This is a genomic window from Flavobacterium sp. DSR2-3-3, assembly GCF_049896585.1.
Lineage (GTDB): Bacteria > Bacteroidota > Bacteroidia > Flavobacteriales > Flavobacteriaceae > Flavobacterium.
The window spans coordinates 126,716-143,325 of record NZ_JAFCUP010000002.1 but is presented as its reverse complement, the minus strand read 5'-3'; the positions used below and the strand labels follow the sequence as shown (position 1 = coordinate 143,325).

Sequence of the window (16,610 nt, the reverse complement as noted above, 5' to 3'; positions counted from 1 at the left end):
TTATTTAGTAAATTTTTGTAAATCTTTTTCTATTCGAACTAACATTTCGTTAGCTACTTTTTTGTATTTCGTTTCTGCATTAAATTTTATCAAATTTGATTGTGAAACTTTGGCAACATTTAATCGTTCTTCCATTTTTGCAGGAACACTATTGATGGCCAATTGATATGCAGAATCTAACTTGTAATACAATGCATCTTCTTTGTAAGGCGTTCCAGGATAATCAGCAACAAAATTATCTAAAGCCACAATAGCCGATTTAAAATCTGAAATTGTATTGTATCCTTTAGCATTTTCAAATACTTTTTTCTCAATTTTCTCACTTAATACTTTCACTGCAGTATTTGCTTCAGCAATGTATTGTGAGTTTGGATAATTGTCTATAAAAGACTGCAGTTTATCCAGTGCTTTATTAGTTTCAGTTTGATCTAAACTGTAAACTGGTGACAACATTGAATAACTTTTTGCACCTAAATAAGCAGCTTCTTCTAATTTTTCACTTTTAGGATAACCAGAAACGAAACTTTCAAATTGATATCCGGCTAAATAATATTGTTTTGTTTTGTAATACGATTGCGAGAACATATAAAACAGTTTTTCCGCTTGAGGTTTTCCTCTGTAAGCCGGAGCAATTTGTTCAAAAATACGAATCGCTTTCGAATATTTTCCTGCATCATATAACTGAGTCGCCATTTCGAACTTGACAGCAACATCTTCGGTTTTTAATGCTTTTTGGTACTCGTTACAAGAACTGAAAACAGCAACAAGAAGCAATAGAGATATTATTTTTTTACTCAACATTTAATATTGTTTTTTAGATTTCGTGAATCTTTGATTTCATTTTTTTCCTTTTATCATGATTTGCAAGTTGAAACAACCCACAAAACTATACCGAAGTTTCGGTGGCAAATTTAGTTATTAATTCAGCGACTTCAAAATATATTTTTTGTTTATAAAAAGACCGATTTTTTAACCTTTTCTATTTACTTTTTTGACAAATTTATCAATTCTGTTTGCTAACGTATCATCAACATTTACCAATGGCAAACGCACTGTGTTTTCAGAAATTCCCAGTGACAGAAATACTTGTTTGATTCCAGCTGGATTTCCTTGCTCAAAAATCATATCGATACACTCCGCTAAAAGGTAATGCGTTTTGAATGCTTCATCTACTTTGCGATTTAAGCCCAACCGAATCATTTCAGAAAATTCTTTCGGAAAACCTTGACCAATTACTGATATTACGCCTGATCCACCTGCTAAAACCATCGGTAAAGCAATCATATCATCACCGGAGATTACCAGAAAATTTTTCGGTTTGTCTTTTAATAATTGCATCGCCTGAACAATATCTCCTGCCGCTTCTTTTATAGCTATAACATTTTCGAAATCATTAGCCAAACGCAAAACAGTTGAAGGCAGCATATTACTTGCTGTTCTTCCTGGAACATTATATAAAATTACTGGGATTGGAGAAGCTTCAGCAACGGCTTTGAAATGTTGGTAAATCCCTTCCTGCGTTGGTTTATTATAATATGGAGAAACAGAAAGTATAGCCGAAAATGCTGACAAGTCTCTGGTTTTTAACTCATCAACAACTTTTGCTGTATTATTTCCTCCCACTCCCAAAACTAATGGCAAAGCGCCATTATTTGCTTCGATTACGGTACGTATAACTAATTTTTTTTCGTCTTGAGACAAAGTTGCATTTTCTGCCGTGGTTCCCAAAACGACAAGATACTCAATTCCTCCATCGATAGAAAAATTCACAATTCTTTTTAATGCTTCAGTATCAATTGAAAAATCTTGTTTAAACGGAGTTACAAGAGCAACTCCAGTTCCTATTAATGATTGCATATTATATCTATATTTTGTTTAATAATTTTAAATATTTAAATAACTCACTTACAAAAACGGCGTCACTATTGATTTCCGTTTTGATTATAAAATGATTTAATCTTTTGTCTATTGATGAAAAGCCAACTTTAAATTGCGCTTTAGAATCATGCGTAATTTGCATTAAAATTGCTTTCTCGATGTCATAAAAACTGATTAACAAATCAAACTTTTCATTGCTGAAGTCATTAATCTCATGACCTCTAATTTCTCCATTCCATTTTAGCTGTGCTCCGCTAAATATGGGATATTTCGATACTTTTTTTTTCTTAACAGCATCACAATAAAGGATTGTTTTTATATTTTTCTCTAAAATTCCGTTTATTACTAACTCTGCAATCAATAATTCGGTTGCCGAAAAATTAGTTACATCTACCAACAGACCAACTGTTTGTACAATACCTGAGGAGTGATTCATTTTTGAATCTTGCAAGCTATTTTTTAATGTTTTTTTTACTAAAAAATTCTTTATATAATTCAAAAACATATTACTTTTACTTGGTTACAAAATTAATTAATTAAGTCGCATTTAAAATGGTAAATCTAAAAAAGTATAACGACGTTTCTAAACTTTTTGTTATATTCTTAACATTTTTATTTGTTGCCTCTTGCAGCAAACAAAATTACGTCACCAAAATAGAAGGAAAAAGAATTCCTATTACTGAAAAGGAGAATCAAGTTCCTGCAATTGAAAATTTTATAAAACCGTATCGGGAACACATTAACAAAGATTTAGACAGCGTGTTAGCTTATTGTCCGGAAACATTGGATAAAAGCAGTGGTAAATGGCAAACTACAATCGGTAATTTGATGGCTGATGTTACCTTAATGAGAGGAAATGTCGTATTTCAAGCCAGAGAAAAAAAGAATATTGATATTTGTTTGCTTAACAGCGGAGGGATTCGTTCGATACTTCCAAAAGGGAATGTAACAGCCAGAACAGCTTTTGAAATTATGCCGTTTGAAAACAGTTTGGTTGTGATTGCATTAAAAGGAGAGCAAATTCTTGAAATGGTCGACTTTTTTATCGCTGAAAAGAAACCGCATCCATTAGCCGGAGTAACTTTCACAATAGATAAAAATAATGTTGCCAAAAATATTTTAGTTCAAGGGAATCCTGTTCAAAAAGAAACCATTTATTATGTGGGAACCAACGATTATTTGTCTAATGGTGGAGACAACATGAATTTCTTCAAAAAAGGTGTTCAGAAATTTGATTTAGAATACAAATTACGAAATATCCTTATTGATTATTTTAAAGAAGTTGACACTATTCCTGTAATAAAAGATGTTAGAATTACGGTACAATAAAAATAAGTATTAAGAGTTCAGACGCATTATTTAGTTTTAAACAACTGAAAGTAATTTTGAAAATATGAAGCCTTAGTCCCGATTGAAGCGGCATCCCACGCTTTTTTGCGTGGATATAGCGTAAAGCGGGAAATAGCTCCAAAAAAATATAAAATGAAAAGAAGAGAATTTATTGAGAAAACAGCTGCTGGTTCAGCTTTATTGAGTTTAGGTGTGTCATTAAGCAGTTTTGATATCTCTAAAACCAGACAATTGACGGTTTTACACACTAATGATGTTCACAGTTATATTGATCCATTTCCTGCGGATCACCCTAGAAATGCAAATATGGGTGGCGTGGCACGAAGAGCAGCTTTGATTGAAACGATCAGAAAAGAAAATCCAAATGTATTGTTGCTCGATGCAGGTGATATTTTTCAGGGAACGCCTTATTTTAATTATTACGGTGGAGAATTAGAGTTTAAGTTGATGAGTATGATGCAATATGATGCGTCTACAATAGGAAATCATGATTTTGATAATGGTGTTGAAGGTTTACATGCGCAGATGCCCCACGCTAAATTTGAATTTCTGTCCGCCAATTATGATTTTAAAAATACTGTAATGGATGGTTTTGTAAAGCCTTATAAAATATTTAATAAAAACGGAATAAAAGTGGGTGTTTTTGGGCTTGGAATCGAGCTTGCAGGATTGGTTGACAAAGGAATGTACAAGGAAACCGTGTACAATAATCCTGTCGACACTGCTCAAGATATGGTTCGGATTTTAAAGAAAGAAAAGCAATGTGATATCGTGATTTGTTTGTCGCATTTAGGATACAAATACAGAGACGAGCCAAATAAGATTTGTGATTTAAAATTAGCCGAGCTGACCCAGGATATTGACTTAATCATTGGTGGTCACACTCATACTTTTCTGCACAAACCTACGGTTGCAAAGAATCTTGTGGGCAAAGAAGTTTTGGTAAATCAGGTAGGTTGCTACGGTATTAACTTAGGAAGAATAGATTTTTATGTAGATAATAATAAATCAAAAGCTTTTGAAGGAAAATCGATTATAGTGTAGCTATAACCGATTTTATTATTTGAAATAAACTTTAGTAGTTTGTTTGTTATCTTCATTTACATCTGCATTGAATCTTTCGGTATCAATGACAAATTTATAAAAAGCATAATAACTCGTTACATACAAAACCATTCCCAATGGTCTAAAGTACGTTGGAGGTAAGTTAGACAAAAAACATTTCTCAATAAATACAGTAAAATACAGCGCTATAGATAATACTCCAAAGATTGACAGCCAAGGTGTATTTTTAGTTTCATTCATAAAATAATTAGACAAAACAACTGCTCCAAGAATAGATACCAAAATATTTTGGATTATTAAAGGATAATAACTCTCCTTTGGAATTTCATCCGAAATAGAAAGCAAATAAGAAAAAATAAAAACAAAAGGAATTACTGCTATTAGTATTGGTACAAAATCGCTGACCTTATTCAACTTTATAATATATAGTATGAGTAAAATTCGATGGATTACAATTCCGGCTAATCCTAACATTAAAAAAAGTAATGATTCTGAAAGAATTAAAATACTAGTCAGCAGCAAAAAAAACCAGCTTACAAAAAAAAGCATGCTCTTTTCCTCAGAAGTAAGCCAATAAAGACAGAGTATTAGTAACGCCGTCAAAGGTCGAAATGCAAACAAAATTACTTTGAATGAAAATAATTCTGCCAAAACTTCGATAATTGCAAAAGAAAAAATTAAACCAACGATTGCGTTTCCTTGTGTAAAATTATAATTTTTTGTCAGTAGCTGCATCAGTTTTATTAATTAAAGTGATAAAATCATCTTCCGAAATTATTGAAACATTTAGTTTATTGGCTTTGTCTAATTTAGCGGGTCCCATATTATCGCCAGCTATAACATAATCCGTTTTTGCCGAAATGGAACTTCCCACTTTTCCTCCATTATCTTCAATAGCTTTTTTCAAATTGTCTCTGGAAAATTTCTCAAATACTCCTGAAACTACAAACGTTTTGCCGCTAAGTTTATCTGTAGCATTTGGATTTACCTTTTCAATAATTTCAAATTGTATTCCATATTTTTTAAGTCTTTCAATGATAATACTATTTTCCTGATTATCAAAAAAATCTAGTACACTTTGTGCAATTCGTTCACCAATTTCATCTACTAAAATCAAATCCATCAAAGTAGCCTGACGCAATGCATCGATACTTTTATAATGTTTAGCCAATTTTTTCGCTACTGTTTCTCCAACGAAGCGTATTCCAAGTGCAAATAAAACCCGTTCAAAAGGAATATCCTTTGAATTCGCTACACCATTCACCAAATTTTCTGCAGATTTTTGAGCCATTCGCTCCAAAGGGCGAATTTGCTCAACTGTTAATTCATACAAATCGGCATAATTATGAACCAACCCGTTATTGAATAATAAGGCTACCGTTTCACCGCCAAGACCTTCAATATCCATTGCTTTCCTTGAAATAAAATGTTGGATTCTCCCAATAATTTGCGGCGGACAACCGTAAAAATTAGGACAATAATGATTGGCTTCACCTTCACTTCTTACCAATTCAGCATTGCATTCCGGACAATGGGTGATGTATTTTGTAGTTTCTGAAGTATCCAGACGCTTAGTCAAATCAACAGCAATAATTTTAGGAATAATCTCCCCTCCTTTTTCTACAAAAACGGTATCTCCAACACGAATATCCAATTTTTCGATTTGATCCGCATTATGCAAAGAAGCGCGTTTAACAATAGTTCCGGCTAATTGCACAGGATTTAAATTTGCCACTGGAGTTATAGAACCTGTTCGTCCTACCTGATACGAAATAGAATTTAATTTTGTCGAAGCCTGTTCTGATTTAAATTTATAGGCAATTGCCCAACGAGGTGATTTTGCAGTAAAACCCAATTCATCCTGATAGTGAAAAGAATTTACTTTTACTACTACACCATCGGTTTCATAAGGAAGATTATGCCTGTGAGTGTCCCAATAATCAATGAATTGAAAAACTTCATCCAAATTATGCGCCAGTTTAGCTTCTTTAGGAGCTTTAAATCCCCATTTTCTGGCCGTTTCTAAGCCTTCAAATTGCGATTTAAAAGGCAAATTATTGCCAATTAAAAAATACAACAAACAATCCAATGGTCGTTTTGCAACTTCAGCGCTGTCTTGTAATTTTAAACTTCCAGAAGCAGTATTTCTCGGATTTGAGTAAGGTGTTTCACCTATTTCAATTAATTCCTGGTTCATCTTTTCGAAACCTGCAAATGGCAGAATTATTTCGCCACGAATATCAAATTTAGAAGGGAAATTTCCTTTTAATTTCAACGGAATTGATTTTATAGTTTTAATATTATTTGTTACATCGTCTCCCTGAAAACCGTCTCCACGCGTAACAGCACATTTGAGAATTCCGTTTTCATAGGTAATGCTAATTGAAGCACCATCGTATTTTAATTCACAGGTATACTCTAGCGGGACATCGCCTAAGACCTTCTGAACTCGTTTTTCCCATTCGATTAATTCTTCCTTAGAATACGAATTATCAAGAGAATACATACGGTGTTCATGCGTTACAGTCTGGAAGTTTTTCGTTATGGTTCCTCCTACACGTTGAGATGGTGAACTTTCGTCAAAATATTCCGGATACTGACTTTCAAGTTCTTGAAGTTGCTTTAATTTAAAATCAAATTCATAATCAGAAATTATAGGTTTATCTAACACATAGTAATTATAATTGTGTTGATTTAATTCCTCCCTTAATTTTTGAATCGTATTTTGAATATCCATAGAAAATAAAAATTGGCTATTTTAGTTTTGAAAAAGTGTACTAAAATAACCAATTTAAAAGAAATAACAATGCAATTATGATGCTATAATTGTATTTATTTGCTGGAATAAAAGTCCATCACTCAAAAACGAACCTTGTTGTATTAATTCAAAAATTGAAGTATTACGCTCTTCCGTAAACTCTTTTTTACCCACTTTCATTTCAATAGTATCCGTAAACATATTATCGCTAAGCCATTGCAATCCTTCTTTGGTCAAAAAATCAACTTCAGGCACCAACGATTTCAAAACAATCGATTGAACATGGGTATCAAAACAATGAAAGAGGAAAATATGATTTTTAGAAAAATGTTCTAAATAGGTTGCTTTTGAGAGAACACCTTCCCAAATTAAATCAGAAAAAACGTCTAACTCTTGTTCTGCCACTTCTGGTTTTGAAGCTTTAATTGTATCCCACTCTGCTCTATCAATAGCTTGAGTTGCTAAAAAAGTACTGAATTCCTGATTCAATTCTTCAAATTGCTCTTTTGTTAATCTTGAGTATTTCATTTATGCTAAATTTATTTCATCATCTTAATTATTTAAGATGCTCTTTATTTATGAATTAAAGAATCTGAAACAAGTTCAGACTAAACAAAAAAAATCCCGACTTCCATCGAGATTTAATTATATAAATTTATAAAAATTTATGCTTTTTCAGCAACAACTTCATAATCTAATTCAACAATAACATCTCTGTGTAAACGAACGCTGGCAGTATATTTACCAGTACGTTTAACAATTCCGCTTGTGATGAATTTTCTTTCGATTTGTTGTCCTCCTTTAGCTAAAGCTTCAGCGATATCAATATTGGTGATTGAACCAAATAATTTTTCACCACCTGCTTTCGCAAAGATCTTAATTTCGATAGCTTTCAAAGCTTCCGCCAATGCCTTTGCATCTGCTACCACTTTAGCTTCTTTGTGTGCTCTTTGTTTTAGGTTTTCAGCTAATACTTTCTTTGCAGAAGAAGTTGCTAAATGCGCGTGACCTTGTGGGATCAAAAAGTTACGACCATAACCATTTTTTACCGTTACAATATCATCTTTAAATCCTAAATTTTGAACGTCTTGTCTTAATATAAGTTCCATGTTGTTGTCCTTTGTTATAGAAGTTAGGTTTCTTATTTCAGAAAACCAACAACTGAGTTATTTTATTATTTTAGTAAATCAGCCACGTATGGCATTAAAGCAATGTGACGTGCTCTTTTCACTGCAACTGACACTTTTCTTTGGTATTTCAATGAAGTTCCAGTCAAACGACGAGGAAGAATTTTTCCTTGCTCATTAACGAATTTCAATAAGAAATCAGCATCTTTATAATCAATATATTTGATACCTGATTTTTTGAAACGACAATACTTTTTAGTTTTGTTAGTTTCTATGTTCAAAGGCGTAAGATATCTGATATCTCCGTCTTTTTTTCCTGAAGCCGATTGTTGTAATGTTGCCATGATAATTAAGCTTTTGTAGATTTTAATTTAGTTCTTCTTCTTTCAGCCCAAGAAATAGCATGTTTGTCAAGACTTACAGTCAAGAAACGCATTACTCTTTCATCACGTCTAAATTCAGTTTCAAAAGCAATAAGAACTTCTCCAGCTACTTTGAATTCGAATAAATGGTAAAAACCACTTTTTTTGTTTTGAATTTCGTAAGCCATTTTTTTAAGGCCCCAGTCTTCTTTCGACACCATTTCTGCTCCTCTACTAGTAAGAAAATCTTCAAATTTGCTTACTGTTTCCTTTACCTGAACTTCAGATAAAACGGGATTTAAAATGAAAACAGTTTCATAATGATTCATAAATATATATTTATTTGTTATTTTGGGTGCAAAAGTAACCATTAATTCTTAATAAACAAGTCTTCTTTCGTTTTATTCGATGTGTAGTAAAAAAATCGGCTCTATTAATTTTTTTTTAATAAAAAAGTATTACGTTTACGTAGCCAAATCTAAAATACAAAATTATGAAATTAAACTGTGTCGTGGTGGATGATAGTTCTATCCAGAGAATGATTATCGCTAAGTTAGTTAATAATCATCAGAATTTACATTTAATAGGTGATTTTTCTAATGCAATCGAAGCAAGAAGTTGTATGTCTATTCATAATGTGGATTTGATTTTTCTTGATATCGAGATGCCAGTAATTAACGGTTTTGATTTTCTAGATGGCTTAAAAGTAAAACCACAAATTATTTTTATCACTTCAAAGGCTGAATATGCAATGAAAGCTTTTGATTATGATGCCACTGATTACCTTCAGAAACCAATTGCAGTCGATAGATTCAATGCTTCGGTCAAAAGAGCTATAGATTTTTATTTACTTAAAAAGGACAATAAAGAAGAAGAAGGAGAGCATATTTTCATTAAAAGTAATTTGAAAAAACTAAAAATATTTACTTCTAAAATAAAATGGATTGAGGCGTTTGGTGATTATGTTAGAGTTGTCACCGAAGAAGATAGCAATTTAGTACTTTCTACCATGAAATCTTTTGAGAATGATTTATCAAAAGAAAAATTTGTCAGAGTACACAAGTCCTATATCATCAATATTGATAAAGTGGAACGTTTCAACAGCAAATACGCTGAAATTGGAATGACAAAAATTCCTTTGAGTCGCCATAAAAAAGAAGATTTAGTTCGAGCCCTTTCCTTTTCTTAATATCTTGTCATTAATAAAAATCTACATTCAACGTAACTTTAATCGCTCTGTACTGAGCAACAGCCTCAAAACTATTTAACATTTTCTGAATAGTTTTTTTTGTGTTTCCAATAGACGCATTTTGAGGGATTTTGATAATTATTGTTCGAATGTATTCATTTCTAATTCTACTGATAGCCGGTTCCTCCGGACCTAATACCGGCATATTCAGGTTTTGACTCATCACTTGATACAACCACATAGAACCTTCTTTTAATTTATCATAATCACGCTGTTTCAAAGTCAGTTTTATAATTCTGAAATACGGCGGGTATTTATAAATTTGCCGGTCATACAATTGCTCTTTATACATTCCCAAATAATCATTGTTAGTTACTTGTTGTATCGTATTATGATTGAGATTATAAGTTTGTATGATTACTTTTCCTTGTTTTCCAGAACGTCCAGCTCTTCCTGCAACTTGCGTCATCATCTGGAAACTTCTTTCGAAAGCTCTAAAGTCAGGATGAAATAACATATTATCTGCGTTCATGATTCCCACTAAACTTACGTTATCAAAATCCAATCCTTTAGCCAGCATTTGAGTTCCAACTAAGATATCTATTTCCCTATTTTTGAAACTATCAATGATTTTCTCGAAACCAAATTTTCCGCGTGTAGTATCCTGATCCATCCTACCTATTTTTGAATTTGGAAAAATAGAAATCAATTCTTGTTCGATCTGTTCGGTTCCAAAGCCTTTTGTAGTCAAATCAACACTGGAGCACGCGTGACAATGCGTAGGCTTAGCCATGCTATATCCGCAATAATGGCAGCGCAATTGATTTTTATTTTTATGGTACGTCAAACTCACATCGCATTGTAAACAGTGAGGCACATGACCGCAAGTGATGCATTCAATGATGGGAGAATAACCTCTTCTGTTTTGAAATAAAATTACTTGTTCTCCTAATGACAATGCGTTTGTAATTTCTTCAACTAAAACATCACTAAAATGTCCCGTCATTTTTTTACGAAAGTACTTGTCCTTCAAATCCACCAATTCGATTTTGGGCATCATCACGTTTCCAAAGCGCTTGAAAATTTCCACTAAACCAAATTTATCTGATGTGGCATTAAAATACGTTTCTATACTTGGCGTCGCTGAACCCAAAAGTACTTTTGCTTTATGCGAATTTGCCAACACTATGGCCGCATCGCGCGCATGATATCGCGGAGCCGGATCTACTTGTTTGAAGGTTTGTTCATGCTCTTCATCTACAATTATGAATCCCAAATCATGAAATGGCAAAAACAGAGCAGACCTTGCTCCTATTACCACTTGTGCTTTCTCAGATTTTTGCAAGACTTGATTCCAAACTTCAATTCGCTCATTATTGTTGTATTTCGAATGAAAAACAGCCACTTTATTTCCAAAATACGCTCTTAAACGTCCCACTAATTGAGTCGTCAAAGCGATTTCGGGCAATAAATAAAGGATTTGTTTTCCCGTTGCCAAATATCCTTCGATGAGTTTAATATAAATCTCAGTTTTTCCGCTGGAAGTTACCCCGTGCAACAAACACACTTCTTTATGAGTGAAACTTTCTTTAATTTCCTCGAAAGCCGTCTGTTGTGTTGCACTTAATCGTAATTCATCTTCTTTTATTTTCCCGTTGAAATTTACTCGGTCTTCTTGTAGAAAATAATCCTCAAAAATTTCTTTTTCGATTAACGCTTTTACAATCGCAGCAGAAGAATTAGCTTCCTCAATTAATTTTTTTACGGTAATGGGCTTTGCTTTACCTTGTGTCTTTTCAGTTGCGCACAATTGGAAATAACGCATTACGATTTCCTTTTGTTTATTGGCATTTTTCAATGTTTCCAATAACTCACTTAAGCCTTGATTGGATTCATATTTTGGATGTAAACGTACGTATCGAACTAATTTAGGTTTGTAACTTTCTTGAATTTCCTCCTGAAGCACTAAAATATTCTTATCAACCAGTTTTTGAATAACAGGGAAAATATTTTTTTTGTTTAAAATCGCAATAATATCTTGCACTTTTAATGAATTTTGCTGTTGCAAAGCTTCATAAACCAGAAACTCATCATCTGAAAGTAGGCTGGTATCGATAAACGAATCGGTTTTTTGAGAAATAAGGGTTTCGCTTTCCAGCAAAAGTGCACTTGGCATGGCGCCACGATACACATCCCCAATGGCACACATATAATAAGAAGCAATCCATTGCCAATGCGCAATTTGGATTTCGGTTACAATGGGTCTTTCATCGAGAATTTGATGAATTTCCTTGGCTTCGTATAATGCGGGTTTATTTTGATGAATTTCAATAACTAAAGCCGTATAAATTTTACTTTTTCCAAAAGGAACCGCAACCCGCATTCCTTTTTTGATGTAATGAAACTCCGCTTCGGAAACACTATAGGTAAAGGTTTTAGCTAGAGAAAGTGGTAAAATTACTTCGACGAAATGCATTTAATAGTAATTAAGAGTTGTGAGTTGTGAGTTATGCGTAGTTTTTTACTTTAAACTCATAACTCTTAATTTATAATTATTTTACTCTATTCCAAGTTTGTGTTCTTCCAAATAAGGCTACACCAATATATCCTCGAACTTTTAATTTATCATTTCCATCCAAAGCTAAAAAGCATTTGTATTGTTTCCCCGTAGTTGGGTCAAGAATTTTTCCTGAATTGTACTCTTTACCATCTTTTTTTAGTCCTTTGATAATAACAAGGCCCATAACCGGTTTATTTTTCTCCTCGCCGGTACATTGCGTACACAAGCTTTTTTTCTTTTCGGCATCAATTATATCAACGATTTTACCGTAAATTTTACCGGAACGTTCGTAGATTTCAACAATAGATTTTGCTTTACCGGTTTCGTCGTCAATGGTTTTCCATTTTCCTAGAACAGTTTGATTTTGACCATAAAAAGCCATTGAAGCAAATAATGCCAGAATTGTGATAATTTTTTTCATTTTTTCTTTTTTTAGCCCTGATAGCAGTGGAAATCCTTTTCTTTTTTTCTTTAAAAAAGAAAAGATTAAAACGAATAGCAGGAAATAGCTCCTAATTTTAAACCTATTTTTAATTTAATACTTTACTCTTTTTTTGCTTTTAGTTTATTTACTGTGGCATTCAATTCAAATCCCAACAGCAATATCATACAGTTGATCCAAATATAAAACATCAAAATCAATAATGTTCCTATTGAGCCATATAATTCATTGTATTGTGAAAATTTTGTGACCCATATCCCAAAAAAATACGAATCTAAAATAATTAAAATCGTTGTAAACACTGAACCTATTGAGATAAATGCGCGGTTTTTGTCGTGTTTTGTACCAAATTTGAAAAGTATCGAAGTGGTCATTAAAATCATCAAAATAACAAAAGCGTAACGGCCAATTACGATTAATTGAATTTGATCACTAAAGACTGTTTTTTGAATAAAAACTTCAAAAACTACGATTATTGCCACTGTGACTAATAACAGTAAGGACAGTAATAATGACATTCCCAATGCAACTATATACTGACGAACAAAACCTCTTTTGATAAGCACATGACGAGAGGTTTCAAAACCTCCTAAAATTCCGTTTAATCCATTTGCCATCAAGAAAATCGACAATATAAATCCCGAAGATAACAATCCGGAATCACTATTATTCAGAATATCGCTGATGATTTTGTAAATAGCATCATAAGTATTTGGTGGCACTCCGTCCTTAACAAACATCAAAAAATCTTCTTGGAAACCTTCAATAGGTATAAATGGAATTAAATTTAAAATAAATAATGCAAAAGGAAATAATGCCATGAAAAAACTAAACGCAATGGCACTGGCGTGATAAGTTAAAGCGCTTTCAATGATTCCAAGGCCATATATTTCGATCAAATCATACAAAGACAAACCTTCTAACCAAGGTAGTTTTATCTTTTTTAAACCAAACATAAGATTCCGTAAAATTGGAATTCTTCGTAGTTTCAATTCAATTTCTTTGCTCATAATGCTTTCAAACTCAAATCCATGTTAAAAACAGAATGCGTCAATGCGCCAGACGAAATATAATCTACGCCGCATTCCGCATAGTTCCGAATCGTATTTTCGTTAATATTTCCGGAGGATTCTGTCAAACATTTTGTACCTATTAAAGCTACTGCTTTTTTAGTATCCTCAAAATTAAAATTATCTATTAAAATCCTGTAAACTCCGTCGCTCTCCAGAATTTCTTTAATTTCATCCAGATTTCTGGCTTCCACAATTATTTTTAAATCCAGGTTGTTTTCTTTGAGATATGCTTTGGTTTTGGCTATCGCCAAAGTAATTCCGCCCGCAAAATCATTGTGATTGTCCTTAAGCATTATCATGTCATACAACGCAAAACGATGGTTTTCGCCTCCTCCAATTTTGACTGCCCATTTCTCACATGCTCTAAAACCTGGTGTTGTTTTACGAGTATCGAGAATTTTTGTATTTGTTCCTTCTAACAAACTAACATATTCTTTGGTTTTAGTAGCAATTGCTGACATTCTTTGCATTGAATTCAAAACTATACGTTCTGATTTCAAAATAGATTGCGAACTCCCAGAAACATGAAAAACAATATCTCCTTTTTTTACTGTAGTTCCATCCTCGATAAAAGTTTCAATCTGAAGGTTAGCGTCCACATGCTTAAAAACCATTTTTGCAAAAGCTACACCAGCAATAATGCCGTCTTCTTTCACAAGTAGTTTTGCTTTTCCTGTTGCTGATGCCGGAATGCAAGCCAATGAACTATAATCCCCTGGTCCAACATCTTCCCGAATGGCATTTTGTATCAATATCTCTAACTCGTTTTTGAACTGTATATCGCTAATCATTTTTATAGGAAATTTATAGAATGCTAAAGTAATGCATATTTTGTGGAATTGAAAATTTACGAACTGGCATCTTTAGAAAAAGTAGCAAACGGATCTATTTTATTTACTAAACTACAACCCAAAATCAGAATCTGTGGCTTCATTCCGTTAGTAAACAAGGCTATAAAAAAAATAATATTTTCTGATTTTTAGACAGGAAAAAACCACCATCAATTTTATCTCAAATTCGTGGATTTAAACCTAAAAATAACGATTTGGCAGATTTAATCCAAACAAGTTTCTACGAAATCAATAATTTTTATTTAGGCATTTATTATTTAAAATCTTATATTTGAAAATAGTAATCAAATCAATATTTATGAAATCTTTTTTAAGCCTTTTTTTTGTAACAGCATTACTTTTCACTTCTTGTAAAAAAGAAGTAGAAACATCAAATACCACTCCAACAAATGTAGTTCCTTTTACTGAGGTTGGCAGACAAATGCAAAGTCAGTCTCAAACTGCCACCCAACAACAACAAAATACAAATACGCAGCCAACAACCGTAGCAGCAGGAATGAATCCGGCGCATGGACAAGCGGGTCATCGTTGCGATATTGCTGTAGGCGCACCATTAAGCGCTCCGATCACTAAAAATGCTTCAGCAACTCCACAACAAAACGCAGCGGTTCCTGCTAACACAGTAACCACAACTAAACCGGAAACAACGCCTACCGCTGAAGGCATGAATCCGCCACACGGACAAACGAATCATCGCTGTGATATTGCTGTTGGTGCTCCGTTGCCAAAATAATTAGGTATAAATCCTAAAAAGTTGACGCTACTTTTAGTTTTTAAATCTTAAATATTGCATTTAATAAAAACATTAATTAGCACTAAATAATTTCTTATACCCATTAATTATGGAACCAATTTTAATTTTTGATTTTAATTTAAAAAGTGACTTAAACAATTGGAAAATTGTAAACGACACTGTGATGGGCGGAAAATCTCAAAGTAAATTCTATCTGAATTCCGATGGATTTGGAACTTTTGAAGGCAGCGTTTCGTTAGAAAATAATGGCGGATTTTGTTCCGTAAAATATGTTTGTGAACCAATTGATTTGACAGATGCTAAACACATTTCTATCCGTCTTAAAGGTGATGGTAAACAATACCAATTCAGAGTTAAGCCCAATCAAACTGATTCCCATTCGTATGTATTTCCTTTTCAAACTACTACAGATTGGCAAACTATAGAAATTCCAATTAGCGAATTATATCCTGCTTTCAGAGGACAAAAACTAGATCTACCTAATTATGACGGTTCTAATTTAGAGGAAATTGCTTTCCTGATAGGTAATAAACAAGAAGAACCATTTCGATTACAAATTGATAGCATTGAAGTGAAATAAATATCATCTTAGTTTTCATTATACAAACTTAAAGTCAGATTATCAATTTCCATCAAAGAGAATATGCTTTGAAACTGTTAATTTTTCTATCTTCGCGCCTCTGAAATTCAACAAAAATGAACATCAAATTGATTGCTATCGGTAAAACTGATAACAAAGCCTTACAATCTTTAATAGACGATTATATGAAGCGGTTGTCTTTTTACATTAAGTTTGACTTAGATATTATTCCTGATATCAAAAACGTAAAAAACTTATCCGAAAGTCAACAAAAAGAGAAAGAAGGCGAACTGATTTTGGCGAAAATTACACCAACGGACCAACTTGTTTTGTTGGACGAAAACGGAAAAAATCTATCCAGTGTAGGATTTTCAGAAGAATTACAGAAGAAAATGAACTCCGGAGTAAAGACATTAGTTTTCGTAATTGGTGGTCCTTATGGATTTTCAGATGCCGTATATGCTAAAGCACAAGGCAAAATATCACTGTCTTTAATGACTTTTTCGCATCAAATGGTGCGGATATTCTTTATAGAGCAATTGTACCGCGGCTTCACGATTTTAAGAAACGAACCTTATCATCATCAGTGAAATTGAGTGTTTAATAATTAATCTCAGTTCT

At 32.9% G+C, this 16,610-nt stretch carries 19 protein-coding genes; 6 read left to right on the top strand and 13 right to left on the bottom strand.

Translation table 11 applies throughout. The features are described from left to right. From ACP7AQ_RS03335 to ACP7AQ_RS03325, 3 genes are all read right to left on the bottom strand, one after another. Nucleotides 1–801, bottom strand: coding sequence for an outer membrane protein assembly factor BamD (locus ACP7AQ_RS03335; RefSeq protein ID WP_426094398.1), 801 nt, complete (start codon nucleotides 799–801; stop codon nucleotides 1–3). 168 nt (nucleotides 802–969) lie between these two features. Then, nucleotides 970–1,857, bottom strand: coding sequence for a 4-hydroxy-tetrahydrodipicolinate synthase (gene dapA / locus ACP7AQ_RS03330; RefSeq protein WP_426094397.1), 888 nt, complete (start codon nucleotides 1,855–1,857; stop codon nucleotides 970–972). Nucleotides 1,858–1,864: 7 nt separating this feature from the next. Further along, nucleotides 1,865–2,383 (bottom strand): DUF6913 domain-containing protein, encoded by a 519-nt coding sequence (locus ACP7AQ_RS03325; RefSeq protein WP_426094396.1) that lies wholly within the window; start codon nucleotides 2,381–2,383, stop codon nucleotides 1,865–1,867. 47 nt (nucleotides 2,384–2,430) lie between these two features. On the opposite strand from ACP7AQ_RS03325, the gene ACP7AQ_RS03320 reads away from it, so the two are divergent. Both ACP7AQ_RS03320 and ACP7AQ_RS03315 read left to right on the top strand, forming a co-directional pair. Then, nucleotides 2,431–3,207, top strand: a complete 777-nt coding sequence (locus tag ACP7AQ_RS03320) for a 5'-nucleotidase C-terminal domain-containing protein (protein WP_426094395.1) — start codon at nucleotides 2,431–2,433, stop codon at nucleotides 3,205–3,207. Nucleotides 3,208–3,360: 153 nt separating this feature from the next. Further along, the gene (locus ACP7AQ_RS03315; protein WP_426094394.1) at nucleotides 3,361–4,272 is read left to right on the top strand and encodes a bifunctional metallophosphatase/5'-nucleotidase; all 912 of its coding nucleotides are present in this window, start codon (nucleotides 3,361–3,363) and stop codon (nucleotides 4,270–4,272) included. A 15-nt stretch (nucleotides 4,273–4,287) separates the two neighbouring features. Here the strand turns inward: ACP7AQ_RS03315 and ACP7AQ_RS03310 are convergent, their stop codons facing one another. The 6 genes from ACP7AQ_RS03310 to rpsF form a co-directional block, all read right to left on the bottom strand. Then, a complete protein-coding gene (locus tag ACP7AQ_RS03310) occupies nucleotides 4,288–5,028 on the bottom strand; it encodes a hypothetical protein (RefSeq protein WP_426094393.1) in 741 nt (246 codons plus the stop codon). Continuing rightward, the gene (gene ligA / locus ACP7AQ_RS03305; protein ID WP_426094392.1) at nucleotides 5,003–7,030 is read right to left on the bottom strand and encodes an NAD-dependent DNA ligase LigA; all 2,028 of its coding nucleotides are present in this window, start codon (nucleotides 7,028–7,030) and stop codon (nucleotides 5,003–5,005) included. Before ligA ends, ACP7AQ_RS03310 begins: the two co-directional genes overlap by 26 nt. A gap of 75 nt (nucleotides 7,031–7,105) precedes the next feature. Next, nucleotides 7,106–7,579 (bottom strand): DUF6495 family protein, encoded by a 474-nt coding sequence (locus ACP7AQ_RS03300; RefSeq protein ID WP_426063259.1) that lies wholly within the window; start codon nucleotides 7,577–7,579, stop codon nucleotides 7,106–7,108. A gap of 137 nt (nucleotides 7,580–7,716) precedes the next feature. Next, a complete protein-coding gene (gene rplI / locus ACP7AQ_RS03295) occupies nucleotides 7,717–8,160 on the bottom strand; it encodes a 50S ribosomal protein L9 (RefSeq protein WP_091204520.1) in 444 nt (147 codons plus the stop codon). Between the two features lie 65 nt (nucleotides 8,161–8,225). Then, nucleotides 8,226–8,522: a 30S ribosomal protein S18 gene (gene rpsR, locus ACP7AQ_RS03290; RefSeq protein WP_086454224.1), complete on the bottom strand. Its 297-nt coding sequence runs from the start codon at nucleotides 8,520–8,522 to the stop codon at nucleotides 8,226–8,228. Nucleotides 8,523–8,527: 5 nt separating this feature from the next. Then, nucleotides 8,528–8,869 (bottom strand): 30S ribosomal protein S6, encoded by a 342-nt coding sequence (rpsF, locus tag ACP7AQ_RS03285; protein WP_035671622.1) that lies wholly within the window; start codon nucleotides 8,867–8,869, stop codon nucleotides 8,528–8,530. A gap of 164 nt (nucleotides 8,870–9,033) precedes the next feature. Between rpsF and ACP7AQ_RS03280 the strand changes: the two genes are divergently transcribed. Continuing rightward, on the top strand, nucleotides 9,034–9,729 hold the full coding sequence (locus ACP7AQ_RS03280) for a LytR/AlgR family response regulator transcription factor (RefSeq protein ID WP_426063260.1): 696 nt from the start codon (nucleotides 9,034–9,036) through the stop codon (nucleotides 9,727–9,729). Between the two features lie 10 nt (nucleotides 9,730–9,739). Here ACP7AQ_RS03280 and priA read toward each other — a convergent pair whose 3' ends face one another. The 4 genes from priA to nadC all read right to left on the bottom strand — a co-directional run bounded on the left by priA (nucleotide 9,740) and on the right by nadC (nucleotide 14,595). Beyond that, nucleotides 9,740–12,205, bottom strand: coding sequence for a replication restart helicase PriA (priA, locus tag ACP7AQ_RS03275; protein WP_426094391.1), 2,466 nt, complete (start codon nucleotides 12,203–12,205; stop codon nucleotides 9,740–9,742). A gap of 76 nt (nucleotides 12,206–12,281) precedes the next feature. Beyond that, on the bottom strand, nucleotides 12,282–12,710 hold the full coding sequence (locus tag ACP7AQ_RS03270; protein WP_426094390.1) for a DUF2147 domain-containing protein: 429 nt from the start codon (nucleotides 12,708–12,710) through the stop codon (nucleotides 12,282–12,284). Nucleotides 12,711–12,832: 122 nt separating this feature from the next. After that, entirely contained in the window at nucleotides 12,833–13,741 is a 909-nt protein-coding gene (locus ACP7AQ_RS03265; RefSeq protein ID WP_426094389.1) for a YihY/virulence factor BrkB family protein, read from the bottom strand. Further along, on the bottom strand, nucleotides 13,738–14,595 hold the full coding sequence (gene nadC / locus ACP7AQ_RS03260; protein ID WP_426094388.1) for a carboxylating nicotinate-nucleotide diphosphorylase: 858 nt from the start codon (nucleotides 14,593–14,595) through the stop codon (nucleotides 13,738–13,740). Before nadC ends, ACP7AQ_RS03265 begins: the two co-directional genes overlap by 4 nt. A gap of 358 nt (nucleotides 14,596–14,953) precedes the next feature. On the opposite strand from nadC, the gene ACP7AQ_RS03255 reads away from it, so the two are divergent. From ACP7AQ_RS03255 to rlmH, 3 genes are all read left to right on the top strand, one after another. Beyond that, nucleotides 14,954–15,388, top strand: a complete 435-nt coding sequence (locus ACP7AQ_RS03255; protein ID WP_426094387.1) for a hypothetical protein — start codon at nucleotides 14,954–14,956, stop codon at nucleotides 15,386–15,388. Between the two features lie 109 nt (nucleotides 15,389–15,497). Further along, nucleotides 15,498–15,989, top strand: coding sequence for a CIA30 family protein (locus tag ACP7AQ_RS03250; protein ID WP_426094386.1), 492 nt, complete (start codon nucleotides 15,498–15,500; stop codon nucleotides 15,987–15,989). 116 nt (nucleotides 15,990–16,105) lie between these two features. Beyond that, on the top strand, nucleotides 16,106–16,579 hold the full coding sequence (gene rlmH, locus ACP7AQ_RS03245) for a 23S rRNA (pseudouridine(1915)-N(3))-methyltransferase RlmH (RefSeq protein ID WP_426094385.1): 474 nt from the start codon (nucleotides 16,106–16,108) through the stop codon (nucleotides 16,577–16,579). Nucleotides 16,580–16,610: the final 31 nt, after the last annotated feature.

Bases quoted from the DNA above. Each gene is read 5' to 3' on its own strand.
- priA (WP_426094391.1), bottom strand. From the start codon at position 12,205: ATGCATTTCGTCGAAGTAATTTTACCACTTTCTCTAGCTAAAACCTTT.
- ligA (WP_426094392.1), bottom strand. From the start codon at position 7,030: ATGGATATTCAAAATACGATTCAAAAATTAAGGGAGGAATTAAATCAA.
- ACP7AQ_RS03335 (WP_426094398.1), bottom strand. From the start codon at position 801: ATGTTGAGTAAAAAAATAATATCTCTATTGCTTCTTGTTGCTGTTTTC.
- ACP7AQ_RS03325 (WP_426094396.1), bottom strand. From the start codon at position 2,383: ATGTTTTTGAATTATATAAAGAATTTTTTAGTAAAAAAAACATTAAAA.
- ACP7AQ_RS03300 (WP_426063259.1), bottom strand. From the start codon at position 7,579: ATGAAATACTCAAGATTAACAAAAGAGCAATTTGAAGAATTGAATCAG.
- ACP7AQ_RS03265 (WP_426094389.1), bottom strand. From the start codon at position 13,741: ATGAGCAAAGAAATTGAATTGAAACTACGAAGAATTCCAATTTTACGG.
- ACP7AQ_RS03250 (WP_426094386.1), top strand. From the start codon at position 15,498: ATGGAACCAATTTTAATTTTTGATTTTAATTTAAAAAGTGACTTAAAC.
- dapA (WP_426094397.1), bottom strand. From the start codon at position 1,857: ATGCAATCATTAATAGGAACTGGAGTTGCTCTTGTAACTCCGTTTAAA.
- rpsR (WP_086454224.1), bottom strand. From the start codon at position 8,522: ATGGCAACATTACAACAATCGGCTTCAGGAAAAAAAGACGGAGATATC.
- nadC (WP_426094388.1), bottom strand. From the start codon at position 14,595: ATGATTAGCGATATACAGTTCAAAAACGAGTTAGAGATATTGATACAA.
- ACP7AQ_RS03310 (WP_426094393.1), bottom strand. From the start codon at position 5,028: ATGCAGCTACTGACAAAAAATTATAATTTTACACAAGGAAACGCAATC.
- rplI (WP_091204520.1), bottom strand. From the start codon at position 8,160: ATGGAACTTATATTAAGACAAGACGTTCAAAATTTAGGATTTAAAGAT.
- ACP7AQ_RS03255 (WP_426094387.1), top strand. From the start codon at position 14,954: ATGAAATCTTTTTTAAGCCTTTTTTTTGTAACAGCATTACTTTTCACT.
- rpsF (WP_035671622.1), bottom strand. From the start codon at position 8,869: ATGAATCATTATGAAACTGTTTTCATTTTAAATCCCGTTTTATCTGAA.
- ACP7AQ_RS03270 (WP_426094390.1), bottom strand. From the start codon at position 12,710: ATGAAAAAAATTATCACAATTCTGGCATTATTTGCTTCAATGGCTTTT.
- ACP7AQ_RS03320 (WP_426094395.1), top strand. From the start codon at position 2,431: ATGGTAAATCTAAAAAAGTATAACGACGTTTCTAAACTTTTTGTTATA.
- ACP7AQ_RS03315 (WP_426094394.1), top strand. From the start codon at position 3,361: ATGAAAAGAAGAGAATTTATTGAGAAAACAGCTGCTGGTTCAGCTTTA.
- ACP7AQ_RS03280 (WP_426063260.1), top strand. From the start codon at position 9,034: ATGAAATTAAACTGTGTCGTGGTGGATGATAGTTCTATCCAGAGAATG.
- rlmH (WP_426094385.1), top strand. From the start codon at position 16,106: ATGAACATCAAATTGATTGCTATCGGTAAAACTGATAACAAAGCCTTA.